At 60.7% G+C, this 23,135-nt stretch carries 26 protein-coding genes and 1 riboswitch; of the genes, 15 read left to right on the forward strand and 11 right to left on the reverse strand.

The genetic code is table 11. The annotated features are described in order from the left end of the window. Window positions 1-44 precede the first annotated feature (44 nt). Genes mreC through JAO82_RS01895 form a run of 5 tightly spaced genes read left to right on the forward strand, consistent with a single transcriptional unit; the run spans window position 45 to window position 5,542 of the window. Entirely contained in the window at window positions 45-992 is a 948-nt protein-coding gene (gene mreC / locus JAO82_RS01875) for a rod shape-determining protein MreC (protein WP_198684631.1), read from the forward strand. After that, a complete protein-coding gene (locus JAO82_RS01880; protein WP_198684802.1) occupies window positions 985-1,524 on the forward strand; it encodes a rod shape-determining protein MreD in 540 nt (179 codons plus the stop codon). The genes mreC and JAO82_RS01880 overlap by 8 nt, the downstream gene beginning before the upstream one ends. Beyond that, the gene (mrdA, locus tag JAO82_RS01885) at window positions 1,521-3,464 is read left to right on the forward strand and encodes a penicillin-binding protein 2 (protein WP_198684632.1); all 1,944 of its coding nucleotides are present in this window, start codon (window positions 1,521-1,523) and stop codon (window positions 3,462-3,464) included. The genes JAO82_RS01880 and mrdA overlap by 4 nt, the downstream gene beginning before the upstream one ends. Next, window positions 3,461-4,612 (forward strand): rod shape-determining protein RodA, encoded by a 1,152-nt coding sequence (gene rodA, locus JAO82_RS01890; RefSeq protein WP_198684633.1) that lies wholly within the window; start codon window positions 3,461-3,463, stop codon window positions 4,610-4,612. Before mrdA ends, rodA begins: the two co-directional genes overlap by 4 nt. Next, window positions 4,613-5,542, forward strand: a complete 930-nt coding sequence (locus JAO82_RS01895; RefSeq protein WP_198684634.1) for a 2-hydroxyacid dehydrogenase — start codon at window positions 4,613-4,615, stop codon at window positions 5,540-5,542. Between the two features lie 88 nt (window positions 5,543-5,630). Here the strand turns inward: JAO82_RS01895 and JAO82_RS01900 are convergent, their stop codons facing one another. Both JAO82_RS01900 and JAO82_RS14455 read right to left on the reverse strand, forming a co-directional pair. Then, window positions 5,631-5,891 carry a DUF2312 domain-containing protein gene (locus tag JAO82_RS01900; protein ID WP_198684635.1) on the reverse strand — a complete coding sequence of 87 codons (261 nt, stop codon included), beginning with the start codon at window positions 5,889-5,891 and terminating at the stop codon, window positions 5,631-5,633. An 88-nt stretch (window positions 5,892-5,979) separates the two neighbouring features. Continuing rightward, a complete protein-coding gene (locus JAO82_RS14455) occupies window positions 5,980-6,105 on the reverse strand; it encodes a GapR family DNA-binding domain-containing protein (RefSeq protein ID WP_198684803.1) in 126 nt (41 codons plus the stop codon). A gap of 216 nt (window positions 6,106-6,321) precedes the next feature. Continuing rightward, window positions 6,322-6,524, forward strand: a riboswitch (cobalamin riboswitch). Window positions 6,525-6,651: 127 nt separating this feature from the next. Between JAO82_RS14455 and JAO82_RS01910 the strand changes: the two genes are divergently transcribed. From JAO82_RS01910 to JAO82_RS01935, 6 genes are all read left to right on the forward strand, one after another. Beyond that, window positions 6,652-8,520 (forward strand): TonB-dependent receptor plug domain-containing protein, encoded by a 1,869-nt coding sequence (locus JAO82_RS01910; protein ID WP_198684636.1) that lies wholly within the window; start codon window positions 6,652-6,654, stop codon window positions 8,518-8,520. After that, on the forward strand, window positions 8,507-9,343 hold the full coding sequence (locus JAO82_RS01915) for an ABC transporter substrate-binding protein (RefSeq protein WP_332872459.1): 837 nt from the start codon (window positions 8,507-8,509) through the stop codon (window positions 9,341-9,343). Before JAO82_RS01910 ends, JAO82_RS01915 begins: the two co-directional genes overlap by 14 nt. Then, window positions 9,340-10,320: a FecCD family ABC transporter permease gene (locus tag JAO82_RS01920; protein WP_198684638.1), complete on the forward strand. Its 981-nt coding sequence runs from the start codon at window positions 9,340-9,342 to the stop codon at window positions 10,318-10,320. The genes JAO82_RS01915 and JAO82_RS01920 overlap by 4 nt, the downstream gene beginning before the upstream one ends. Beyond that, window positions 10,317-11,075: an ABC transporter ATP-binding protein gene (locus tag JAO82_RS01925; RefSeq protein WP_198684639.1), complete on the forward strand. Its 759-nt coding sequence runs from the start codon at window positions 10,317-10,319 to the stop codon at window positions 11,073-11,075. The genes JAO82_RS01920 and JAO82_RS01925 overlap by 4 nt, the downstream gene beginning before the upstream one ends. Next, window positions 11,072-11,728, forward strand: a complete 657-nt coding sequence (locus JAO82_RS01930; protein ID WP_198684640.1) for an adenosylcobinamide amidohydrolase — start codon at window positions 11,072-11,074, stop codon at window positions 11,726-11,728. Before JAO82_RS01925 ends, JAO82_RS01930 begins: the two co-directional genes overlap by 4 nt. A gap of 75 nt (window positions 11,729-11,803) precedes the next feature. Then, a complete protein-coding gene (locus JAO82_RS01935) occupies window positions 11,804-12,022 on the forward strand; it encodes a hypothetical protein (protein WP_198684641.1) in 219 nt (72 codons plus the stop codon). On the opposite strand, the gene JAO82_RS01940 is transcribed toward JAO82_RS01935, so the two are convergent. Continuing rightward, entirely contained in the window at window positions 12,023-12,238 is a 216-nt protein-coding gene (locus JAO82_RS01940; RefSeq protein WP_198684642.1) for a hypothetical protein, read from the reverse strand. Between the two features lie 292 nt (window positions 12,239-12,530). On the opposite strand from JAO82_RS01940, the gene JAO82_RS01945 reads away from it, so the two are divergent. Then, entirely contained in the window at window positions 12,531-12,962 is a 432-nt protein-coding gene (locus JAO82_RS01945) for a TIGR01244 family sulfur transferase (protein WP_198684643.1), read from the forward strand. Window positions 12,963-13,056: 94 nt separating this feature from the next. On the opposite strand, the gene JAO82_RS01950 is transcribed toward JAO82_RS01945, so the two are convergent. From JAO82_RS01950 to JAO82_RS01970, 5 genes are all read right to left on the reverse strand, one after another. Further along, window positions 13,057-14,154, reverse strand: coding sequence for a FliM/FliN family flagellar motor C-terminal domain-containing protein (locus JAO82_RS01950; RefSeq protein ID WP_198684644.1), 1,098 nt, complete (start codon window positions 14,152-14,154; stop codon window positions 13,057-13,059). A gap of 86 nt (window positions 14,155-14,240) precedes the next feature. Beyond that, complete coding sequence (locus tag JAO82_RS01955; protein WP_198684804.1) at window positions 14,241-16,916, reverse strand: ATP-binding protein; 2,676 nt, start codon at window positions 16,914-16,916, stop codon at window positions 14,241-14,243. Beyond that, window positions 16,916-17,227: a hypothetical protein gene (locus JAO82_RS01960; protein ID WP_198684645.1), complete on the reverse strand. Its 312-nt coding sequence runs from the start codon at window positions 17,225-17,227 to the stop codon at window positions 16,916-16,918. Before JAO82_RS01960 ends, JAO82_RS01955 begins: the two co-directional genes overlap by 1 nt. Beyond that, window positions 17,224-17,607: a response regulator transcription factor gene (locus tag JAO82_RS01965; RefSeq protein WP_198684646.1), complete on the reverse strand. Its 384-nt coding sequence runs from the start codon at window positions 17,605-17,607 to the stop codon at window positions 17,224-17,226. The genes JAO82_RS01960 and JAO82_RS01965 overlap by 4 nt, the downstream gene beginning before the upstream one ends. Window positions 17,608-17,636: 29 nt before the next feature. Next, complete coding sequence (locus tag JAO82_RS01970) at window positions 17,637-18,971, reverse strand: helix-turn-helix domain-containing protein (protein ID WP_198684647.1); 1,335 nt, start codon at window positions 18,969-18,971, stop codon at window positions 17,637-17,639. A 388-nt stretch (window positions 18,972-19,359) separates the two neighbouring features. On the opposite strand from JAO82_RS01970, the gene accB reads away from it, so the two are divergent. Genes accB through aat form a run of 3 tightly spaced genes read left to right on the forward strand, consistent with a single transcriptional unit; the run spans window position 19,360 to window position 21,855 of the window. Next, complete coding sequence (accB, locus tag JAO82_RS01975; RefSeq protein ID WP_198684648.1) at window positions 19,360-19,845, forward strand: acetyl-CoA carboxylase biotin carboxyl carrier protein; 486 nt, start codon at window positions 19,360-19,362, stop codon at window positions 19,843-19,845. Between the two features lie 9 nt (window positions 19,846-19,854). Then, complete coding sequence (gene accC / locus JAO82_RS01980; RefSeq protein WP_198684649.1) at window positions 19,855-21,207, forward strand: acetyl-CoA carboxylase biotin carboxylase subunit; 1,353 nt, start codon at window positions 19,855-19,857, stop codon at window positions 21,205-21,207. Window positions 21,208-21,222: 15 nt separating this feature from the next. After that, complete coding sequence (aat, locus tag JAO82_RS01985) at window positions 21,223-21,855, forward strand: leucyl/phenylalanyl-tRNA--protein transferase (RefSeq protein WP_198684650.1); 633 nt, start codon at window positions 21,223-21,225, stop codon at window positions 21,853-21,855. On the opposite strand, the gene JAO82_RS01990 is transcribed toward aat, so the two are convergent. From JAO82_RS01990 to JAO82_RS02000, 3 genes are all read right to left on the reverse strand, one after another. Then, window positions 21,819-22,184, reverse strand: coding sequence for a DUF2155 domain-containing protein (locus tag JAO82_RS01990; protein WP_198684651.1), 366 nt, complete (start codon window positions 22,182-22,184; stop codon window positions 21,819-21,821). The two genes, aat and JAO82_RS01990, sit on opposite strands and share 37 nt — an antisense overlap. Continuing rightward, window positions 22,184-22,636, reverse strand: coding sequence for an outer membrane lipid asymmetry maintenance protein MlaD (mlaD, locus tag JAO82_RS01995; protein WP_198684652.1), 453 nt, complete (start codon window positions 22,634-22,636; stop codon window positions 22,184-22,186). The genes JAO82_RS01990 and mlaD overlap by 1 nt, the downstream gene beginning before the upstream one ends. Before the next feature lie 78 nt (window positions 22,637-22,714). Next, window positions 22,715-23,098 carry an NADH:ubiquinone oxidoreductase subunit NDUFA12 gene (locus tag JAO82_RS02000; RefSeq protein WP_198684653.1) on the reverse strand — a complete coding sequence of 128 codons (384 nt, stop codon included), beginning with the start codon at window positions 23,096-23,098 and terminating at the stop codon, window positions 22,715-22,717. Window positions 23,099-23,135 lie beyond the last annotated feature (37 nt).

Genomic DNA, 23,135 nt, shown 5'->3' on the forward strand with positions numbered 1-23,135 from the left:
TTCGCGATCCGGTTCACTGCACGCGGCGCGGCGGAAGGAAGCCATTGTCCAGGGACAGATCAAATCGCGATGATTTCACCCGTCCAGTGCGGCGTTTGCTGATCGCTGTTATCTGTCTTTTTCTTCTGGCGGTCTTTCTGGTTTGGCGCATCGACAGCCCACGGGTCGAACGTTTTCGCGCGCAGGTGACCGACACGGTGGTCCCGAACATGAACTGGGCAATGAGACCAGTCACAGGCGCAATCAGATTAATGCGCGACTTTCAGTCATACCAACACCTAAGCGAACAAAACCGAGAATTGCGGAGCGAGTTGCGCCAGATGCAAGCGTGGAAAGAAGCCGCGCTGCAACTCGAACAGGAGAATGCCCGGCTGCTGGACCTGAATAACGTCCGCCTTGACCCGCGTCTGACCTATATCACCGGTGTGGTATTGGCCGACAGCGGATCGCCCTTTCGCCAATCGGTGTTGTTGAACGTTGGATCACATGACGGGGTGCGTGATGGCTGGGCGGCAATGGACGGTATCGGGTTGGTCGGGCGGATCTCGGGCACCGGAAAGAATACCGCGCGGGTGATCCTGTTAACCGACACGGCCAGTTCAGTGCCTGCGCTAATCCAGCCCTCAGGTCAGAACGCGCTTGTATCCGGTGACAACAACGCCGCGCCCTTGATAGATTTTCTGGAGAACTCGGATCTGGTGCGCCCAGGGGATCGCGTGATCAGCTCGGGCGATGGCGGCGTATTCCCCAACGGCCTTTTGATCGGACAGGTCGCTGCAGACCCCTCAGGGCGGCTTCGCGTCCGTCTTGCAGCCGACTTTGAGCGCTTGGAATTCTTACGCCTGCTGCGCCACCACGGCAGCGAAACGCCACAGGGTCCGGGCCTTCTGGTCGTGCCCGATGCTCCGGCTGACGACTTTCCGCCCGCTCTTCTTCCCGGCGTACTTGACCACCCCGTCGACCCGTCAAGTGACGAGACGAACAGTGGCTAAGTCCTCGCCCGCCCGACTTTGGCTGATACGGCTGGGATACTGCGCGCTGGCGCTGGTGATCATCTTCTTTCACCTTCTGCCGCTGGACACCCTGCCCCGCCATTGGGCGCCCCCCGATCTGTTGCTGGCGTTCACACTGGCTTGGTCGCTGCGCCGTCCCGAATACGTTCCCGCCCTCAGCATCGCTGCCGTGATGTTGATGGCTGACCTGCTGTTCCAGCGCCCGCCCGGCCTGCTGGCGCTACTCGTGGTTCTGGGCAGCGAGCACCTCAAAAGCCGCGCCTCCAATTTGGGCGAAATGGGGTTTGTACTCGAATGGGCGACTGTCGGCGTCGTCATCGTTGCAATCACTTTTGCCAATCGCCTTGTTCTTGGCATCTTGACGGTGCAGCAGGCACCGCTCACGCTTAGCCTGATCCAACTGGTCATGACAGTGGTGACCTATCCGTTGATAGTTGTTGTCACGCAAGTGATCCTGCGCGTGCGCCGCCCCATGCCCAGGGACGGACGAACTTCGAGAGTGCGCCCATGAAACGTAATCCCAAAGAGCTTGAAGCCACGCACCGCACCCTGTCGCGGCGCACATTGCTGCTGGGCGGCGCGCAAGCGGCATTCGTCGGAGTTCTGGTTCTGCGTATGCGATATCTTCAAATGGATCAGGCCGATCAATTCCGCCTTCTGGCCGAAGAAAACCGCATCAATGTGCGCCTGATTCCCCCAAAACGGGGCGAGATTTATGATCGTTTTGGCCAGATTCTCGCGCAAAATAGCCCCAGCTATCGTATCATCATCGTGCCAGAAGATGCCGGCGACGTGGAAGAGGTGATTGCGCGAATCTCGAATCTAGTTCCGCTTGACCCCAAAGAGATCGAGCGCGCGATGGCCGAGATCCGCCGCAGCCCGCCCTTCCTGCCCATCACCCTGGCCGATCAGGTGACATGGGAGGACATCAGCCGAGTCGCCGTTAATGCCCCGGCCCTGCCCGGAATCACCCCTGAAGTCGGCTCGACCCGATTTTATCCGCGCAAGGCGGATTTTGCCCATGTCATCGGCTATGTCGGTCCGGTCAGCGAATACGACCTCAGCCGGCTTACCGACCCCGAGCCGGTCCTGCACATCCCGCGCTTTCAGATCGGCAAGGTTGGCGTCGAGACCAAGCTCGAACAAGTCCTGCGCGGCAAGGCCGGCGCCAAGCGGATCGAAGTCAACTCGACCGGGCGGGTCATGCGAGAACTCAACCGGCGCGACGGCGAGCCGGGTGCGGATCTGCAGTTGACCATCGATGCCAGCCTTCAGGGCTATGTTCAGGCCCGTCTGGGCAGCGAGAGCGCCGCCGCCGTGGTGATCGATTGCGAAAGCGGCGATTTGCGCGCGATCGTCTCGTCGCCCAGCTTTGATCCCAACCTGTTCGTTCGCGGTATCTCGGTGGCAAATTACCGGGCCTTGACCGAAGATCTTTATCGCCCGCTTGCCAACAAGACGGTGCAGGGGCTTTACCCTCCGGGATCGACTTTCAAGATGATGACCGCAATGGCCGCACTGGAGGCCGGGCTGATCGGCCCCGAGGAAACCGTCTGGTGTCCCGGCCATCTCACTGTTTCGGGTCGCCGGTTCCATTGCTGGAGACGCGGTGGCCACGGCCATGTCAACTTGCAGAACTCGCTGAAACAGAGCTGTGATGTCTATTTTTACGATCTGGCGATCAAGGTCGGCATCGACAAGATTTCGGCCATGGCCCAGCGCTTTGGCCTTGGTGTTTATCACGATTTGCCGATGTCCGCCGTCGCCACCGGTCTCGCCCCGGACCGCGCATGGAAAGAGCGCGTGCATGGACAGAAATGGCAGATCGGGGACACAGTCAACGCCTCTATCGGGCAAGGGTACATGCTGGCCTCCCCCCTGCAACTGGCGGTGATGAGCGCGCGGCTGGCGACTGGGCGGCTCGTCGCGCCGCGACTTGTCCGGTCGATAAACGGGGTCGAACAAACCGGTAATCCCGGCGAGGATATGGGCCTGAACGAAAACAATCTGCACCATATGCGTCGGGCGATGTTTGCCGTCAGCAACGACCGGCGCGGCACCGCCTATGGCAGTCGCATCATCGAAGAAGCCTATCGCATGGCGGGCAAGACCGGCACCAGTCAGGTGCGCAACATCACCGCTGCTGAACGCGCGGCCGGAGTAATCCGCAATCAAGATCTGCCATGGGAGCGGCGCGATCACGCACTGTTCGTGAATTACGCGCCCTTTGATAATCCGAAATATGCGGTATCTGTGGTGGTCGAGCACGGCGGCGGCGGCTCTAGTGTCGCCGCTCCGATCGCCCGCGACATCACGCTACAAGCGCTCTACGATGGCACGCCGCCTTTGACCGCCTACCCGTCAAAGGACCGCGCGCGGATCGAGGCCCAACAGAAACGCCTGCACCGCGAACGCCCCGATATCAAATCCGATGGACGCAATCGCGCATGAGCTATCTTGAATATAACGTCAAATCAGTCCCAACCGGGCTGCGCAAGCTGCTGTACCTGAACTGGCCCCTGCTGGTGCTCACGATCACGGTGGCTTGTGTCGGCTTCCTGATGCTCTATTCGGTTGCCGGTGGCTCTTTCACGCCTTGGGCCAAACCGCAAATGGAGCGTTTCGCCTTGGGACTGGCGGTGATGCTGGTGGTGGCGCTGGTGCCGATCTGGTTCTGGCGCAACATTGCCGCACTGGCCTATCTCTTATCGCTCGCCCTGCTGGTTTCCGTGGAATTTTTCGGCACCGTCGGCATGGGCGCGCAACGCTGGCTCGACCTCGGCTTTGTGCGTTTGCAGCCCTCCGAGCTGGTCAAAATAACCATGGTTATGTTGCTGGCCGCCTATTACGACTGGCTGCCCGCCAAGCGCACCTCGCGCCCGTTTTGGGTCATGCTTCCCTTGCTATTCATCCTGCTGCCGACCTGGCTGGTGCTGCAACAACCGGATCTGGGCACCTCAATCCTTTTTATCCTGGGCGGCGGCGCGCTGATGTTTTTGGCCGGGGTGCATTGGGCCTATTTCGCTGTCGTCATCGCAGCAGGTATCGGACTGGTGACCACCGTATTCCAAAGTCGCGGCACCGATTGGCAATTGCTCAAGAACTATCAGTTTCGCCGCATCGACACCTTTCTCGACCCGTCGACCGATCCGCTCGGCGCTGGGTATCACATCACCCAGTCGAAAATCGCGCTGGGATCTGGCGGCTGGGCAGGTCGCGGTTTTATGCAGGGCACACAATCGCGGCTGAATTTTCTGCCAGAAAAGCATACCGACTTTATCTTTACCACACTGGCCGAGGAGTTCGGTTTTGTCGGCGGATTGTCGTTGCTGGCGCTTTACACGCTGATCTTGGTGTTTTGCATCTCAACGGCTTTGGCCGCCCGCGACCGGTTTTCATCCTTGGTCAGTCTCGGCATTGCGGTCACGGTCTTTCTGTTTTTCGGGGTCAACATGTCAATGGTCATGGGGCTGGCCCCGGTCGTGGGCGTACCCTTGCCAATGATCAGTTATGGGGGTTCGGCTATGCTGGTGTTGATGGCCGCCCTTGGTTTGGTACAAAGCGCCCATATCCACCGCCCCCGCAACAGGAGACGCTGAATGCCGGTCAATATCCTTTTTGCCAGTTCCGCCGACTGGGCTGATTATCAGTTGCCGCTGCACACGGAGCTGGCGCAGACCGGTCTGGAATTCGATCTGCGCACCGATTTCCCCCCCGAAATGGTGGATTATATAGTCTATGCGCCCAACAGCCCGGTGCAGGATTTCACGCCCTATTCGCGGCTCAAGGCGGTGTTGAATATCTGGGCTGGGGTCGAGGATGTGGTGACCAATTCGACCCTGACCGTCCCGCTGACCCGCATGGTCGATCCGGGGTTGGAGCGCGGCATGGTTGAATGGGTCACCGGCCATACGCTGCGCCATCACCTTGGCATGGACGCGCATATCATCAACCCCGAGCATGAGTGGACCCCAGTCGCCCCGCCGTTGGCGCAGGACCGGCCGGTGACGATTCTGGGGCTTGGGGCGCTGGGGACCGCCTGTGCGCGCGCCCTATCCAGTTTGGGCTTTCCCGTCACCGGCTGGAGCCGCAGCGCGAAATCGCTTGAGGGCATTAATTGCACCCATGGCGAAGCCGGATTGGCCAAGGCGCTGGCGACGGCACAGATCGTGATTTTGCTGCTGCCCGCGACAGCGGCCACCGAAAATACGCTGAATGCGCAGACGCTTGCCTTGCTGCCGCGCGGCGCGGTCGTCTTGAATCCGGGGCGTGGCACGCTGATCGACGACACGGCCCTGCTTGATGCGCTCGACAGCGGGCAAATCGGCCATGCCACGCTGGACACTTTCCGCACCGAACCACTGCCACGCGACCACCGTTATTGGAGTCATCCCCACGTGACGGTGACTCCGCATATTGCCTCGGAAACCCGTCCCGCCAGTTCCAGCCATGTCATTGCCGAGAACATCCGCCGAAACGAAGCAGGCCTGCCTCTGTTGCATATTGTGGACCGCAGCGCCGGTTACTGAATCTCCGGCGATAATTCCCGCGCTGGCGCGCGCGAAACGCGGACCCGTGGGAACGCTTCTGCCATTGGCAGTGGCGGGCGGGACCGGATCACATGCCCAGCGCTTCCTTATACATCTCAAGCACGGCTTCTTCTTCGGCGATATCGTCCTTGTCGCGCTTGCGGAGTCTGATCAGGGCGCGAACTGCCTTAACATCGTAACCGCGCCCTTTGCATTCCGCAAAGACCTCTTTGGTTTGGTCAGCGATGTCTTTTTTTTCAGCCTCAAGCCGCTCGATGCGCTCGACGAACTGGCGCAGTTCGCCCGCGCTTACCTTGTAGGAATCGGTTGCTTCTTCGTAATCTGTCATGCTTTCCTCGATTTTAGTCTTCAGGACTGTTTTTTCCAAGAGAACACGCAATAGAACCGTGCTTCCGTCTAAGCTGTTGCCTGCTCACTCACACAACAATCCGATAATCCTGTTTGAATCCACACCCTTTGCTCTCCGCCGAGACCTCGTTTTCGTGATCGGCTATATCCTGCGTTCCCTGTTCCCGCCGCTCGACCTTTTCAATGGCTTCAATCGCCTGCGAAAGGCGCTCTTAGACGGCGCGCCCTCTGTCGCAGAAACGCAATGCGCTTGCCCCGGCGCATCAGAGGCAGCGCGGCATGGCGTCGATATTGGGTCGCTCATCGGTGAGACTCCGTCGGGCTTCGCAAATCGGGGTGAACTTGGGCAATACAACCCGCCCGCATCCTTCGCAAGATATGATCCCCCTTGATCCGACAGTCGCTTGCGCTTATCCGGGATTCGCTTTGGTTCGGCGGGGTGACTCGTCGTTAAAGGGAACGTGGTGCGACCGATATGGTCAAAACCATGACTGCCCCCGCAACTGTAGGCGGAGAGCGTGAACAGAGGATGCCACTGGCCCGATGGGCTGGGAAGGTCTGTTCCACGCGACGACCCGCAAGTCAGGAGACCTGCCAAAGCGATCACCTTCATGTGGCGCGAGGGGCGTCATATGGGCGGCATGTTCCGCAATGGTGACACACTCACCGTTTGCGCAGGCGCCGCCTTGGCCCTTCCAGACACCACACAAACAATCAAAGGTCCGGGGAAGGGCTTTGACATGAAAAGATTACTCGCAACCACATTGGCACTTGGCGCGGCACCAGCTGCGGCGCAGCAATATTTCGACCTCGGCACGATGGTGCTGTCGGCGACGGCTGAGCCGACGCAGGCCACGCGCACCGGACAGAGCATCGAAGTTCTGGAAGGCGACGATCTCGACCGCGCGGGAAACCTAGGCCTGTTGTCGCAACTCGATTATCTGCCCGGTGTCTCAATCTCGCAAAACGGTCCCGTCGGGGCCGAAGGCAGCTTGCGTATCCGCGGTAACGAAAGTCGATACATCCCCGTCTACATCGACGGCATCCTCGCCACCGATCCATCTGACACCAGCGGCGGCTTTAGCGATTTCGGTGGACTGATCACGGGCGGGGTCTCACGTATCGAAGTGCTGAAAGGCAGCCAGTCGGCGCTTTATGGCGGCTCTGCGGTTGCTGGGGTGGTAAACATTTCGACTTTGCCAACAAGCGAAGGACCCGACGGCATCAGCCAGTCCGCCGAGGTGGCAGCAGGCTCCTATGGCAGTTTCGCGACAAATTATGACATAATCCATCGTACTGAACGATCTACAGTCAGTTTTGGCTTAGCTCATGCTCGCTCCGACGGGTTTTCGGCGGCAGATGAGAACGACGGCAGCACCGAGGCCGATGGGTTTCGCCGGACGCGGTTAAGTTTCGGGATCGAACATCACCTGACCGATACTGCTTCTATCGGCTTAAATGGCTTTGTCGAGGATGGGCGCACCGAGTTTGATGAGTATGGAAATACTCCACAGGACGGCACCCCGGATGAAATCGCCACGAGTAATGCGGTCGGGTTGCGGGCCTACGGCCGCTTTGAAGCTGGCAATGTCAAACACGACATGTCGGTACAGCATTATCAAGTCAAACGAACCGTCGACTCTCCGACAACAACCGGCAACGCCAAGCCCTACAGCAGCCGGTTCGAAGCGAACCGATTGAGATTTGAATACCGTGCGACAGGCAACCTGAGTGACACAATACGGTTGACAGGTGGTATGGATCATCAGCGTGAAACTGCCAACTATGCCAACCTGACGAGCGGGTCAGAAAAGATCGAAACAACCGGCGCTTTCGTCGAGGCCGTCTATACACCCAATGATGATCTAGATCTGATCGCGACGGTTCGCCTGGACGATCATTCTAGCTTTGGCAGCGAAACGACGGGACGACTGGCATTTTCCTGGCGGCCCTTGGAAGGGACGGTTTTGCGCGGCGCTGTCGCAACGGGTTATCGCCCGCCAGCGATAGACGAGCTTTATGGTCAGTACCCCGGTAACTTTCCATTCATTGGCAATCCCGACCTGACGCCTGAAACAAGCCGGTCCTTCGAACTGGGTATTGATCAGCATTTCAACGATGTCGCGTGGATCGCGGCAACAATATTCCGTACCGAGATTGATGATCTCATCGCTTATAAACCCGGCACCCCTGCAACGCTTGAAAATACAAAGGGCGAATCGACCCGGCAAGGAGTTGAATTTGACGGGGCATGGTCCGTTGCGAAGGGCTGGACGCTGTTCGGCAACTACACCTATACGGATGCAGAAAAAGCCGATGGCAACCAGCTCGACCGCGTGCCGGAACATGACCTGTTGCTTGGCGTTTCGGCCGAACTTGCGCCCCGCCTGAGCGGTCAAATCATGCTAAACCATGTAGCCAATCGGGTGGATCAGGGCACCCCCATGCCTGACTACACCCTCGTCAATGCCGGGCTGACCTATGATCTGAGCGAGGCATCGCAGGTCTATCTGCGCATCGATAACCTCACCGACGAGCAATACCAGACCGCCAAAGGCTATGGCACGTCCGACCGGGCGTTCTATGTTGGTGTCCGTGCCGATTTCTAGAACACTCGCCACTTTCGCCGTGGCATTGATAACCGCCACGGCGGCTTTGGCCGATGCGCCCGCGCGGGTCGTGTCGGTCAATCTCTGCACCGATCAACTGGCGCTGATGCTGGCCGCTCCGGGGCAATTGGTATCGGTGTCGCGGCTGGCGCATGATCCGGGCAGTTCCGTCATGGTCGAGGCCGCGAAGGCCTTGCCGACCAACGGATCGCGCGCCGAAGAGGTCTATCTGCTGCAACCCGATCTGGTGCTGGCCGGCACCTTCACCGACCCCGCCACCGTGCAGATGCTGCGCAAGCTCGGCATAAAGGTCGCGCTTTTTGCCCCCGCGACGGCGCTTTCAGATGTACCCGATCGGCTGGCACAGATGGGGGCGGCGCTGGGGCGGCAGCAGGCGGCCACCCGCCTGACCGCCGATTTCGATGCCGCGCTGGCCGGGCTGGACGATGCCCAGACTGCCCGCCCGCGCGCCGCGATCTATTACGCCAACGGCTACAGTTCGGGCGGGCGCACACTGGCCGGGGACATCTTGCGCGCGGCCGGTTTCGACAATGTCGCGGATGATGCGGGTCTTGACCATGGCGGCACCCTGCCGCTGGAACAACTGGTGCTGCTGGCCCCCGACTTGATCGTGACCGGGCGCGACTATCCCGGTCAGGCCCGCGCCGAGGACGTGCTGGCCCACCCGGCCCTGCGCGCATTGCCCGATACCGCAATGGCGGGCCAATTGACCGATCAGGACTGGATCTGCGGCACCCCTGCCGTGCTGGACGCGGTGCGCGAAATGCGCGCGCTGCGCCTGCGGCTGGAGCACGCGGGATGAGGCTGGCGGCGCTGCTTCTCGTGCTGGTCGCAGCTTTGTTTGCAGCGTCGCTGCTCAGCGGCCCACTGCCGGTGTCAGCTTGGCAAGCACTGGCCGCGCTGGCGGGCGATGATGGCACCCCGCTTTCCGTGGTGATGCGCGAAATCCGCCTGCCGCGCGCGCTGCTGGCGGTGATGATCGGTGCCTCGCTGGGCCTGTCCGGCGCGGCAATGCAGGGCTATTTGCGCAACCCGCTGGCCGAGCCGGGGCTGATCGGCGTGTCGGGGGCCGCCGCTTTGGGCGCAGTGCTGGCGTTGCAGACCGGGCTGGCGGCGGCCTTTGCACTGGCGCTCCCCCTCTCGGCGCTGGGGATGGCGGTGCTGGCGGTGCTGCTGATCCTGATGCTGGCCGGACCGCGCGGTGCATCAATCACGCTGATCCTTGCAGGCATCGCGATCTCGGCGCTGGCCGGGGCGCTGACCTCGCTGGTGCTGAACCTTTCGCCCAATCCATTCGCCGCCGCTGATATCGTATTCTGGATGATGGGCTCGCTGGCCGACCGCTCATTCACCCATATCTGGCTGGCGCTGCCCTTCATGCTGGTTGGCTGGGCATTGCTGGCCGGGCTGGGCCGCAGTCTTGATGCGCTGACCTTGGGCGAGGACGCGGCACAGGCGATGGGCGTACGCTTGCCCCGCTTGCGTCTGGCGCTGATCCTTGGCACCGCCGCCAGCGTCGGGGCGGCCACCGCCGTCGCCGGGGCGATCGGGTTCGTCGGGCTGGTGGTACCGCACCTGCTGCGCCCCTTTGTCGGGGGCCGCCCCTCGGCGCTGCTCTGGGCCTCGGCGCTGGGCGGGGCGGCAATGGTGCTGGCCGCAGATATCGCCGTGCGCGAGGTCTTCCCAACCCGTGATCTGAAACTGGGCGTTCTGATGGCGCTGGTCGGCGCGCCGCTGTTCCTGCATTTGATATACAAGACGCGGAAGGAACTGCCATGACCCTGCTATCTCTGTCGGATCTGACCGTTTTTCGCAACGACTGTCCGATTGTCGATGGCGTCACCGTGCGCGTTTTGCCCGGCGAATGCGTGGGCCTGATCGGACCCAACGGTGCGGGCAAAACGACATTGCTGCGCGCCGCACTGGGTCTGCTGGAGGCGCGCGGCTACTCTTCGCTGGCCGCCCTGCCCGCCAGTGAGCGCGCCCGCGCCGTCGCGTGGATGCCGCAAGCGCGCGAGATCGCTTGGCCGGTCAGCGTCGAGGCGGTAATCGCGTTGGGCCGCATCCCGCACCTGCCACGCGGGGCCCGTCTGCGCGATGCCGACCGCGCCGCCGTCGATGCCGCCATCGCGCATATGGAGCTTGAGCCGATGCGCCACCGCACCGCTACCCACCTGTCAGGCGGCGAACAGGCGCGTGTGCTGATCGCGCGTGCGTTGGCGCAGGAAACCCCACTATTGCTGGCCGATGAGCCGATTGCCGGGCTCGACCCGGCGCATCAAATCGCAACGATGCAGGTGTTTGCCGGTCTGGCACGCGCCGGGCGCTCGGTGATCGTATCGCTGCACGATCTGGCGCAAGCGGCCCGCCATTGCACGCGGCTGTTAATGCTGGATCGCGGGCAACTGGTGGCCGATGGCCCGCCGGCACAGGTGCTGACAGCCGATAACGTGGCCCGCGTGTTCGGCGTCACTGCGTTTTATCGCGATACACCGCAGGGCGTGGTGTTCCAGCCGATGGAACTGACCAAATGAGCATCCGCCTGCACAGGCCCTGGCTGACATTCGACCTGGGCACACCGCATCGGGTGCTCAGTTGGGCGGTGGTTAATCCCGGCCTCGTCACTGCCCGCCATATCCTCTGGCGCGAGGTGCGCAACGCCGATCTGCCGCAAGGCTTTGACGCGGTGGACTGGCTGGGCCAAGAGGTTCGCACCCTTGGCGATGAATCCGCCGTGGCGATGCTGACCTCGCGCCATTTGGATGCGTTTGAGACTTCTTCGGCAACAGTCGAAGATATCACCGCGCGCTGCGTCGCGACCGTCGGGCTGTCTAATGCTGAACGCATCGGCACCCGGCTTGACCGGCACGGCACCGACTGGGGTACGATCAACATTGCGGTGCAACTCTCTTGCCCCCTGAGTGCCCCGGCCCTGATCGAAGCGCTGTCGATCGCCACCGAAGCGCGCACCGCCGCCATTATCGACAGTGGCCACAGCCTACCCGACGGTCTAGCCACTGGCACCGGCACCGACTGCATCGCCATCGCCGCACCACCGGGCGAAGGGGCCTATGCCGGACTGCACACGCCGCAAGGCGAGGCGCTGGGCCGCGCCACATACGACGCGGTGCGGGCAGGCGCGCAGGTGTGGATGGAGACAATTCGCCAATCTGCGGGCCGTCCCTGACCCGGTGCGGCGATCTTGTGCCGCGCGCCACCTTGCGATAGGCGCAGCATATCTGACAGAAGAACGGGAAACACCATGTTCGAGATCATGATATGGGCCGGCGCAGCGATTTCCCTGATCGGGCTGGCCGGGCTGATCTGGAGTATCATGCGCGTTGTCCGCGCCCGACGCGAGCAGTTATCGGATGATGAGCTGCGCTCCATCCTGCAAACGGTACTGCCGCTGAATATCGGCGCGCTGTTTTTATCGGTCATCGGGCTGATGCTGGTCGTGGTTGGCGTGATGCTGGGCTAATCAAACCGGCATGTTGTCGAACCGGGCTTCGATGGCCTCGTCCGTCAGGTTTTCATCGAGATTGCTCAGACGCGTCGGCACCCGTGCGCCCTCGGCCCGCAGCCGCGCCAGCACCTTGCTGAATTCCGGCTGAAAACGAAGCCGCTCAGGATAGTCTGATTGCGCGATTCGGCTTTCCAGATTATCCGCACGTCTTTCGAGATCAGAAATCGGCATGGTATCCCCCCTATGCATTTCCTGATTGCTGTCACATTCGCCTGACAACTTGGCGGCCTGCGCATCCGGTATAGGTTGTTAACCTTTGACGCGCTGTTCGAATCGAACATAGCACATGACCCCACGGCGAGGGATGCGTCATCTCAACCATAGGCGGAATGACTCCGATGCGCGACAAGCTGCTGGTGTGAGCGGTGGTTTCCCATCAACGCTCCATCGGAAATCGCCCCGTAGGCACGACAACGGCTCCCGCCAATCTGGACAGGGCGATATTTTCAGAGTAAGCGGCCCTATGGATATTCGCCGCATCACCTCCCGCTACCATGTCGCCCCGCAGCTTGTTCCGGAAAATCTGGCCGCGATCGCTGATGCCGGGTTCAAGACGGTGATTTGCAACCGTCCGGATGCCGAAGTGCCGCAGGACCAGCAGGCCGCAGCAATCCGTGCCGCAGCGCAAGACGCCGGGCTGGGGTTTGAGACCTTGGAATTGACCCACCAGACCATGACGCCGGAAAATGTCGCCCGCCAGCGCGAGCTCATCGACGGTTCGGACGGACCGGTTCTGGCTTATTGCGCCACCGGCACGCGCTGCAGCGTGGTCTGGGCACTGGGTCAGGCAGAGACGATGCCCGTGGACGAAATCCTCGCGACGACAGCGCGTGCGGGCTACGATCTGGAAGGTCTGCGCCCCACTCTGGAACAACTTTCCCGCGTATCCGGCTGAGTTTTACGCATTTAGGCAAACCGCTATGCTTTGCCGTAAATGGTACTGCCATTCCAATGCGCCAGCGCGACCGTAACAATGAAATATGCTGCGTTTATTGTTCCTCGGCTTCAGGTTCCGCCGCATCCTCGGCCACCAGATTGCTGCGTTGCGTAATCTCCTCTGCGGCTTGAACGGCCGTCTGGTCTTCGGGAGCCATTTCCTGCGGTGTATTGCAAGAACCGCCGGACTCCAATCTAGCTGTGTCCGATGACGGCCGCCCATTATTCGCTAACGGGGCAGGGTTGCAGACATTAGCGCGGTCAGCAAAACTGCCCGCTGCAGAATCGGGGGCGACGCCATCGCTTAGTCGGACCGCCCGCAAGCCTCGGACCTGCCCCAAGCGCCCGCTTGCCACCCGCTCACCCATAATCGAGATAAATTCTACGCCCCGCAGGTTTTGACCTTGCAGCGGCAGCACATCACCGACCTGCACCTTGGTTAACGTGCTTAACGATAATTGGATGCGACCGATTGAGGCCATCAATTCAGCGCGCACCATTCCGAAAATGGCACTATGCCCCATCGCACCGTCGCCGGTATAGGCACTGTTTTCTGGTTGCGAGCGGTCCGGCACCACCAGCGACAGCACACCCTGAACTTTGCCGCGATCAATATCCAGAGTCAGGTCGAAGGCGCGGTACTGGTCGCCATCGAGTGCCAGCAGCAGAGCTTGCTGCGTTTCTGCCCGTGCGCCAAAGCGGAAACCGGCAAGGCAATCGCGATCTTGAGATTGATCGCACAATTTTTGCGCACTGGTCAGCATCGCGTCGACCAGCGGTGCTGCCAAGGCCGCATCGGTCGAGGTATAGGGTCGTGTACCCGAGGAATTGCCCAGCACTTTGCCCATGGTCTGATGCTGGATCAGCGCACCAACCACCGCACGATCCAGCGCCAGCGCGCCAGTCGCAGATTCTGGCCCGTCCAGCAGAATCAAAAGGCGAGCGTCATCCAGATGGGGGGCGAGATCGCCGTGATCGCGCCAAGCCTGCGTCGCGCCGATCACCGAAAGCGACAGACCAAACTCCTCTGCCGCGGCGCGCGCCGTGGCAACGCGTAACGCTCGCAAAATTGACCATCCCTTGGCCAGCGTTTCACCGCCCGGACTGGCCAGTTTGCGCTGCAATGCTGAAACAGGATTCTTATCCGTCATCGTCCCTTGACCTGCCCGTCCGGCTGTTGCCCGAGGGCCAAGCTAACAGGCCGCTGGTTACCATGGTCTTTATACCGCTGGATCGATCAGGCGACCTTCACGTCGTCACGTATTGGCAAGGTAACGCGAAACGCGCCGCCGCCCTGCCCTGGCAGATAGGTCACATCGCCATCAAGGCGCTGCATGATTTCCCTACAAATCGCCAATCCCAAGCCTGCCCCCCCGGCCTTTTCGCCACTCACGCGATAGAACTTTTCAAAAGCCAGCGTCTGCGCCTCTTCCGTCAAACCGCTGCCATTATCGATAAAATCGACCGAAACCTTCCCCCCCTGCGACTGCACGCGAATGGTTAGTTCCGGTGGTTCGGTGTCGCAATATTTCAGTGCATTGGAGATGAGATTGATGAACACTTGCGCCAGCCGGTCAAGATCAGAATGCAGCGGTATGTTTTCCGTCTCGGGGCGGCGGTGCACGATCATCTTGCGCGCGGCCCCCGCCAGCGCTGCCGACAAGGCGTGTTCCAATACCTGCGCCAGCACCCCGGACCGCATGTTAAGGCTGACCTGTCCGCTTTCCAGAACGTTCAGATCCAGCAAATCGTCCAGCAGCCGCGTCAGGCGCAGCGCCTCATCATGGATGATCGCCGCATAGCGTGTCGTTTCCGCCGGGGTCAAATCTTCGGTATCGCGCAAGATTTCCGAGAAGGCGCGGATTGACGTCATCGGCGTGCGCAATTCATGGCTGACCTGCCCCAGAAACGCATCCTTCTGCTCGGACAGGCGGGTCAGCATCTCATTGGCCTCACGCAACTGCCTTGCGGTGCGGCTTAATTCGGCAGATTTCGCCTCAAGCTGGCTCGAATATTCCAGCATCTGCGCGCTTTCATCGGCCACCGCCAGCAGATCCTCGACCGAGACCGAACTGCCCCCGACAATCTGCGCGATCATCGCATGGGCCGCCGCCGCGCCAACCGAACCCGCAAGGTTGCGTTCCAGCCGTTGCAGGAAATCTGGCGTTGGTTCGGGCAAAGTGCCGCGCGCGCCCTGTCGTTTGGCTTCGCGCTGGAACAGCGCCTGCGCGTCGCTTGCGCCAAGGATCCGCTGCGCCATGACCAGCAAATCCTCACTTTGGGCGACATAGCCGGTCCACCCCCGCAAGCCGGTCGAATGTTCAAACACATCGACGAACTGAGCCCCCTGAAGCCGCTCGACCGGGTCGGGCAGACTGATCAGGGACACCACGACAAAGACCAATGTGTTCAGTGCCATGCTCCACATCACCGCATGTGTCATCGGGTCTAGTCCGGTGATCCCGAACAAGGCATGCGGGCGCAGCCACGACAGCCCGAAAGGGCCCTGCTGTAACACGGCCTCCGGCAAGAACCCGCCCAAGCCCGGCAGCAACAGGGTGTAGAGCCATAGACCCGCGCCGACGGCCAGCCCGGCCAGCGCGCCGGAACGCGTTGCGCCGCGCCAGTAAAGCCCGCCCACCAGCGGCGGCAGCATCTGCGCCACCCCGGCGAAGGAGATCAGCCCGATCGCGGCCAAGCCCGCACCACCCCCGGACAGCATGTAATAGAAATATCCCAGCGCCAGGACGACGACGATCGACACGCGCCGGGCCAGCAACACCACACTGCGCACATCGCCCGAGACCGAAGCGCCGCTGCCCGTCCAGGACAACCAGATCGGCATGACAATATGGTTCGACAACATCGTGGACAACGCCATGCTGGCCACAATCACCATCGACGTGGCCGAGGAAAACCCGCCCAGAAAGGACAACATCGCAAGGTCTTCGCGCCCCTGCGACAGCGGCAAGGTCAACACGAACAGATCCGGATTGGTGCCTTCGGGCAGCAGCTCCAGCCCAATCGCGGCAATGGGTACGACGAACAGGCTCATCAGGAACACATATAGCGGAAAGGCCCAAGCGGCGGTGTGCAGGTGGCGTTCATTGTCGATCTCCACCACCATCACCTGAAACATGCGAGGCAAACAGACAAAGGCAGCCGCCGCCAGAAAGGTGATCGCGCTCCACCGGCCCGGATCGACGTTCCATTCGCCAATCGGCGACGCGTCGATACGTGCCATCGTTTCGCTGACGCCGCCAGCCAGCCCCCAGACGACGAAAATACCAACCGCCAGCAACGCCACCAGCTTGACCACCGCCTCAAGCGCGATGGCGGTGACAACGCCATGGTGGCGCTCGTTCGCGTCAAGGTTGCGGGTGCCGAAAAGTATGGCAAAGATCGCCAGACCACCGGCCACCCACAGGCCGCTTGACACATCGCTCCAGCCCCGCGAGGGGTCGGCTTCGGAAAAAGTGGTGAAAGACAGGGTGATCGACTGCAATTGCAGAGCAATATAGGGTGTAATGCCGATCACCGCCAAAAGGGTGACGCAAATCGCCAGCGTATTCGATTTACCATAGCGCGACGACAACAGGTCGGCAATCGAGGTCACCCGCTGGCTGCGGCCAACGCGCACCAATTTGCGCAGGCCCCACCACCAGCCGATCATCACAATGGTCGGCCCGAGATAGATGGTGACAAATTCCAGCCCCGAGCGCACCGCGTAACCGACCGCGCCATAGAACGTCCATGCGGTGCAGTAGATCGACAGCGACAGCGTGTAAATCAACGGCGAACGCAGCCAGCGCCCCCGCCCCGTCGCAGCGATCCGGTCAGCCAGGAACGCAACTGCGAACAGGATCGCGACATAGCCCAGACACACGGCAACCAGCAGGTTGAACGAGGCCATCATCCGGTCTCCGCATCCTGATTCGGGGTTGAGCCGGTTTCGTCCTGCTCCCAGTGGCGGGCGGTCACACCGAGCCAAAAGCTGATCGCGATCAATGCAGCCCAAGCGCTGAACAGATATATTATTGCCGAAGACATCGCCACCGCGCCGCCCTCGGCCCCCGCGCGCTCCCATAACAGCGGCACCGCAAACAGCACCGTGCCCAACACCGCGAGCAGGCGCGCCGCGTCGCGATGGCGGCGGCGACGATAGGTTTGACGTTCATGAACAACCGTTTCGCGACGGCGGCGGCGCGTCGCTTCCGGGCTCATGATCGGCTGGTCTGTGTCAGCAGGTCACGCACAGCATCCAGAACCTCTATATTCGAGAACGGTTTGGTCATGAAACGGCTGACACCTGCGCGCTCGGCCATGTCGCGGTCGCGCATCTGCCCACGCGCGGTCAGCATCAGCACGGGCAGGTTTGCGTATTCCGGCAAGGCACGCAGTTCTTGCAAGATGTCCATGCCGCTCTTACCGGGCAACATCACGTCAAGGATCAGCAAATCCGGTTTGATCCGCTGCACGACCTCGATTGCATCGCCGCCATGCGTATGGCTATCCACCTTCCAACCCTCACGCGTCAGAAGAAAGCGGATCGCTTCGATGATGTTGGGTTCGTCCTCAATCAGAAGAACATGGCGCCCTGTCACCTGTCCGCTCCTCCTTAACGTCTGGAATATCAGCTTAGCCCTGCATCGGACTCGGTGTCAAAACCCTTCGCCATAACCGACGGTTCGCGACGCGCGGAACAGGCCTCTCGCGGGCAGACCCGGCATGACGAACCTACCTTGTGGGCGCTCTGCGCTGCCCCGCCCTGATCCGCGACCGGCAGGATCAGCATATAAGAGCGCAACAATGGGTCGGCATTGAAATCCGTCACCTGCTGCGGCCATGCGATGGCCCAGCAATCGAACCGGGTTGGGCTGGAACCGGCCTGCTCGACCCGTCGGCGGATCGGCATCATCGGACGGGCAAGGGCCGTGAACAAAGGCCAAAGCGGACAGGATGCGGCGAAACGCGGTACGACAAATCCGGCCATCGCGCGGCGAAACAGGATGCTGCCCGACGCATCGCACACCACCAGCCCCAACTCACCGGGCAGCGCCTCTGGCGGCATCGCGGCAAGGCGGCGGAACACGGTGGGAAGGTCGCAGGCAAATTCTCGTCCCAAAGCTGCCGGTTGCAGCCCGACCCGCCCCAGCGCCGCACGAAACGGGGCTATCGGCAGCGTCCGAGCATCTTCGGCAATCTGCGTCAGGATCACCGCTGCGATTTGCCGCGCGGCATCAGTGGTCAGTTCGGGTGCGTGCTGTGCCAGCAGCTTCGGATCCGCATCCGCTTGTTCAAGTTCGGGAAAATGATAGGCGTGTGCGGTCAGGAAGGCGTCAACCTCCTCCTGCGGTGTGCCGCGCGCTTTACCTGCATCGGGGCTTTCGTCCAGATAAGCGAGCAGCGCCTTGCTGCTTTCCGCCAAGCGACGACTATCCTGATTGAGATTGCGGTGAAACCGATCGCGCCAATCGGCGTCGACTTCGTCGATCTCAACCAGAATCGACGCGGTTGAGCGGATCGCGGCAGCGGTTGACAGCACCTCGTGCAGGGATGCGGCCAATTGCGGATCATGAGTCAACCTATCCGAAAGCGTCTCGACGATCCGCTCAAGCGAGGCAACGCGGCGATGTCCAGCGACCAATGCTTCGGCCCAGCCCGAGAATCGGCCCGCGAACTCCTCGGCACGGTCAAGTTCGGCGGTGTCGATGCCAGCATCAATAGCGGCCTCGCGCAACCCGGAAATCAGCGCAGCCTGCGCCCCCTCGGTCAGCACCGAAGGCTCGACTGCCAGAATCCTGGCGATGGTCACTAGCAGCTTGCCGCCAATCGGGCGCCGATTGTGCTCGATGAGATTGAGATAGGACGCCGAGATTTCCGCCTGCCTGGCCAATTCCGTCTGCCGCAATCCCACCATCAGCCGACGTTCGCGAATCCGGCTGCCAGTAATCGAATCACGTGTCATGACCAGCAACATTCCTATTTCGCGGAAATTCGGATACTTTTTTTCGTACCGCGGCAGGCTAATTTTACAAGTTGATAGATATCATGTCTAATTAATTTACACAAATATTATGTGTTTAAAGTGACTTACCTCGCTCACTCTCTTGAATTCGGCCCTAAGCTGCGAAGAAACTTTCTCATCCCGCATCGATCATGATCGGGCGTCCGGATTTTTCATTCTCATCTTTACCGGGCGGGTCAGGCAGATCGAATGCGCGAATACATTTGCGACGTGCCTGACTGCAAACAAGATGTAACTGCGCTTTTCACCGGGACCGCCATACCCTATAAGCCGCAGATATGATCGCCCCGATGCAAAACGGGCCACGCTGAACCGGCCGAGGATATTCATGACGAACCCAAATCACGAAGACGACGTGACTTTCATCAAAGCGCTGGCCGAGTTGCTGCGCGAAAATGACCTGACCGAACTACAGGTCAAACGCGATTACGGCGATGATAACAGCCTGAACGTTCGGGTTAGCCGCGCCGCCGCGCCCGCGCCAGCGATGATACAGGCCAGCATCCCGGCGCCCAGTGCGGCGTCGCCCGCCCCGGTCGCGGTGGCAGAAGCCGAGCCTGTCGATGATCCCGCCCAACATCCCGGCGCAGTGACATCGCCTATGGTCGGTACCGTCTATATGCAGCCTGAACCGAGCGCACCGGCCTTTGTCAGCGTCGGCACCTCAGTGGCCGAGGGCGACACCTTGCTGATTGTCGAGGCGATGAAAACCATGAACCACATACCCGCTCCGCGTGCCGGCACGGTCAAACGCATTCTGGTCGAGGATGGCGCGGCAGTGGAATATGGTACGCCTCTGGTCATCATCGAGTAAGGCAGACGCATGTTTGACAAGATCCTGATTGCCAATCGTGGCGAAATCGCTCTACGGGTGATCCGTGCATGCCGCGAAATGGGCATCGCCTCGGTCGCGGTCCACTCCACGGCGGACAGCGATGCAATGCACGTGCGCATGGCGGACGAGTCGATCTGCATCGGCCCCGCCGCCGCGTCCGCCAGCTATCTCTCGGTTCCCGCAATCATGGCCGCCTGCGAAATCAGCGGCGCGCAAGCGATCCATCCCGGTTATGGTTTTCTGTCCGAGAATGCGAATTTCGTGCAGATCGTCGAGGATCACGGCCTAACTTTCATCGGCCCCACCGCCGAACATATCCGCATCATGGGCGACAAGATCACCGCCAAGGATACGATGCGCAAATTGGGCGTGCCTTGTGTTCCGGGCAGCGAAGGCGGCGTCGCGACGCTGAAAGAAGCGCAGCGCATCGGTGATGAAATCGGGTATCCTGTCATCATCAAGGCCACTGCCGGTGGCGGCGGCAAAGGCATGAAGGTGGCGCAAAGCGCGGCTGACATGGCTTCGGCATTTCAAAATGCCAGATCCGAGGCCAAAGCGGTGTTCGGAAATGACGAAGTATATATCGAAAAATACCTTGGCGCACCGCGACATATCGAAATCCAGATGTTTGGCGACGGCCGCGGCGGGGCGATACACCTTGGCGAACGCGATTGTTCGCTGCAAAGACGTCACCAGAAAGTCTTTGAAGAGGCCCCCGGCCCCGCCATATCCACGGAAGAACGCGCGCGTATCGGCAAGATCTGCGCTGATGCTATTGCCAAGATCAAGTATATCGGCGCGGGCACCATCGAGTTTCTGTACGAAGACGGCGAGTTCTATTTCATCGAAATGAACACCCGCCTTCAAGTCGAACACCCCATCACCGAGGCGATCTACGGGGTCGATCTTGTCCGCGAACAGATCCGCGTCGCGGCAGGGTTGCCGATGTCTTTGGCCCAGGATGATCTGCACATTAACGGCCATGCCATAGAAGTGCGCATCAATGCCGAGCGTCTGCCGAATTTTGCGCCCTGTCCCGGACGTATCACGCAATATCATGCCCCCGGCGGCTTGGGCGTCCGCATGGATTCGGCGCTTTATGATGGCTATACCATCCCACCTTATTACGACAGCCTGATTGGCAAGCTGATCGTGCACGGCCGCGATCGAACCGAAGCGCTGGCGCGGTTACGCCGAGCGTTGGGCGAACTGATCGTGGATGGGGTCGATACCACCGTGCCGCTGTTCCATGCCTTGCTGCAAGAGCCGGATGTCCAAAGCGGCGACTATAACATCCACTGGCTGGAACATTGGCTGGAAACCAATCTGGCCGCCGGATAGGCGCGGCGAAGTGGCATGGAGCTAACCCCCGAGCTGCTGTTGCATGGCTACTCGTCCGGCATTTTCCCGATGGCCGAACGCCGTGACGACCCAGATGTTTTCTGGGTCGACCCACGGAGGCGGGGGGTTATGCCGCTGGATCGGTTTCACATTTCTCGCAGCCTTATGCGGCGCATGCGCCGGGGGGGCTTCTCGGTAACCGTTGACACCGACTTTGCCGGCGTTGTGGATGGTTGCGCGGATCGGGAAGAAACTTGGATCAATCAGGAAATCCGTCTTTTATATCAGGCGCTTTTCGTGACTGGTCACGCCCATTCTCTTGAAATCTGGGAAAAGGATGAGCTTGTCGGTGGTGTCTATGGGGTCACAATGGGGGCGGCCTTTTTCGGGGAAAGCATGTTCTCGCGCCGCACGGACGCTTCCAAACTGGCGCTGGCCTGGCTTGTAGATCGGCTCCGTCTGGGAGGGTTCACCCTGTTCGATACGCAGTTCGTTACCGACCATCTGGCAAGTCTGGGCGCGATTGAGATCTCACGGGCCCAATATCATTACCGCCTGCAACAGGCCCTCACACTTCCCGGTGACTTTACCGGCCCACCAATTGGATCGCCTCAGGAAGTGATACAGCGCAATACCCAGACATCGTAACGATTGTGGTCAAGCGCGTTCAGCGCTGGGGACGAGGCAACCATCCAGCCGTGGAATGCCTGATAGCCGCTGACCCGGTCCGTAATGGTCAGCAGCGCGAAGGCATCCCCCGTCGGGTTTTCCGGCGGATAACGACAATCTTGGACAGTGACGCTCAGCCCGAACACATTGAGTGTGCCGCCCCATGGGATCTCGACATCGACGGTTTCGCCATTCACTTTGTCCAAGCCCCGCAGCACCGCCCCCAGACCAGAATCAACGGAGGTCTGCGCCATGCCTGCTGCGCTGGTCAGTCCGAGTGCCAGCATCAATGCCGCAAGCCAGCGCATCAATTGCCATTCCCGCTGCCAGAAACGAATTTCAGCAATAGTGAAATCAGGCTGACGGCACCTTGCGTGTCTGCGATCTCATCGCCCGGTTCAAAATAAAACGGCGACCCACCCGGAGACAACTCGACATAGTTCCCGCCCAACAAGCCTTCGGAGGCCACCACAACCGCACTGTCATCGGGAATCTGGATGCCTTCACGCAGCGCTAGGACCGTATCGGCGCGATAGGTTTCCGGGTTCAGCGTCACAGCCGTCACATTGCCGACCTTGACCCCGGCCAGCCGAATATCCGTGCCCACTCCGACCCCTTCGAGCGAGCGGAAACTGGCGCGCAACGGATAGGTGTCACTGCCGCCAGAGAGCCCGGTCGCCTGACCAGCATAGACGGCAAAGGCGATTGCGGCGGCCAATACCGCACCGCCGACTAATATCTCGGTGGTGTTATGCGACATGGGGGCGCTCCGGGCGGTCAAGGCGCGATCCGAAAAATAAGAAGCGGCTTTCGGAATGAATTGCGCATAAGGGCGGATTTACTCCGGGCTCCATGCCTCGTAATCGCTGCGTGGAGCCGGATCGGGGCGGCGAATCGAGCCAATAGGCGCATAGGCCAGTGGCGTTCCGCTTCGATTCTCCAGATGAGGTTTTTCCCAAGGCTTGTGGACCAGCGGCTGTTCGCTTGGCGGTTCATCCCACGTATGGTGCAGCCAGCCGTGCCATTCGGGGCTGATCCGGCTCGCCTCAATCTCGCCGTTAAAAATGACCCAGCGCCTGCTGTTGTCTGCGTTGCGATAGAACTTGTTGCCCTGCGCATCCTCGCCCACCTTTTCGCCCTTGCGCCAGGTGAAAAGCTGCGTGTTCAGGGTCTGCCCGTTCCACCATGTAAAAGCGCGTAGAATTACGTTCACGATACCCATGAATGCCTCCGGCTGATCTCGCACTTGATATGACTGA

The organism is Pontibaca salina, from assembly GCF_016307205.1.
In the GTDB taxonomy this organism is placed as follows: Bacteria; Pseudomonadota; Alphaproteobacteria; order Rhodobacterales; family Rhodobacteraceae; genus Pontibaca; species Pontibaca salina.

Excerpts from the sequence above, each read along its gene's own strand:
- mrdA (WP_198684632.1), top strand. The coding sequence starts at position 1,521 with ATGAAACGTAATCCCAAAGAGCTTGAAGCCACGCACCGCACCCTGTCG.
- rodA (WP_198684633.1), top strand. The coding sequence starts at position 3,461 with ATGAGCTATCTTGAATATAACGTCAAATCAGTCCCAACCGGGCTGCGC.
- JAO82_RS01895 (WP_198684634.1), top strand. The coding sequence starts at position 4,613 with ATGCCGGTCAATATCCTTTTTGCCAGTTCCGCCGACTGGGCTGATTAT.
- JAO82_RS01900 (WP_198684635.1), bottom strand. The coding sequence starts at position 5,891 with ATGACAGATTACGAAGAAGCAACCGATTCCTACAAGGTAAGCGCGGGC.
- JAO82_RS01910 (WP_198684636.1), top strand. The coding sequence starts at position 6,652 with ATGAAAAGATTACTCGCAACCACATTGGCACTTGGCGCGGCACCAGCT.
- JAO82_RS01920 (WP_198684638.1), top strand. The coding sequence starts at position 9,340 with ATGAGGCTGGCGGCGCTGCTTCTCGTGCTGGTCGCAGCTTTGTTTGCA.
- JAO82_RS01925 (WP_198684639.1), top strand. The coding sequence starts at position 10,317 with ATGACCCTGCTATCTCTGTCGGATCTGACCGTTTTTCGCAACGACTGT.
- JAO82_RS01930 (WP_198684640.1), top strand. The coding sequence starts at position 11,072 with ATGAGCATCCGCCTGCACAGGCCCTGGCTGACATTCGACCTGGGCACA.
- JAO82_RS01935 (WP_198684641.1), top strand. The coding sequence starts at position 11,804 with ATGTTCGAGATCATGATATGGGCCGGCGCAGCGATTTCCCTGATCGGG.
- JAO82_RS01940 (WP_198684642.1), bottom strand. The coding sequence starts at position 12,238 with ATGCCGATTTCTGATCTCGAAAGACGTGCGGATAATCTGGAAAGCCGA.
- JAO82_RS01945 (WP_198684643.1), top strand. The coding sequence starts at position 12,531 with ATGGATATTCGCCGCATCACCTCCCGCTACCATGTCGCCCCGCAGCTT.
- JAO82_RS01950 (WP_198684644.1), bottom strand. The coding sequence starts at position 14,154 with ATGACGGATAAGAATCCTGTTTCAGCATTGCAGCGCAAACTGGCCAGT.
- JAO82_RS01955 (WP_198684804.1), bottom strand. The coding sequence starts at position 16,916 with ATGGCCTCGTTCAACCTGCTGGTTGCCGTGTGTCTGGGCTATGTCGCG.
- JAO82_RS01960 (WP_198684645.1), bottom strand. The coding sequence starts at position 17,227 with ATGAGCCCGGAAGCGACGCGCCGCCGCCGTCGCGAAACGGTTGTTCAT.
- JAO82_RS01970 (WP_198684647.1), bottom strand. The coding sequence starts at position 18,971 with ATGACACGTGATTCGATTACTGGCAGCCGGATTCGCGAACGTCGGCTG.
- accB (WP_198684648.1), top strand. The coding sequence starts at position 19,360 with ATGACGAACCCAAATCACGAAGACGACGTGACTTTCATCAAAGCGCTG.
- accC (WP_198684649.1), top strand. The coding sequence starts at position 19,855 with ATGTTTGACAAGATCCTGATTGCCAATCGTGGCGAAATCGCTCTACGG.
- aat (WP_198684650.1), top strand. The coding sequence starts at position 21,223 with ATGGAGCTAACCCCCGAGCTGCTGTTGCATGGCTACTCGTCCGGCATT.
- JAO82_RS01990 (WP_198684651.1), bottom strand. The coding sequence starts at position 22,184 with ATGCGCTGGCTTGCGGCATTGATGCTGGCACTCGGACTGACCAGCGCA.
- mlaD (WP_198684652.1), bottom strand. The coding sequence starts at position 22,636 with ATGTCGCATAACACCACCGAGATATTAGTCGGCGGTGCGGTATTGGCC.
- JAO82_RS02000 (WP_198684653.1), bottom strand. The coding sequence starts at position 23,098 with ATGGGTATCGTGAACGTAATTCTACGCGCTTTTACATGGTGGAACGGG.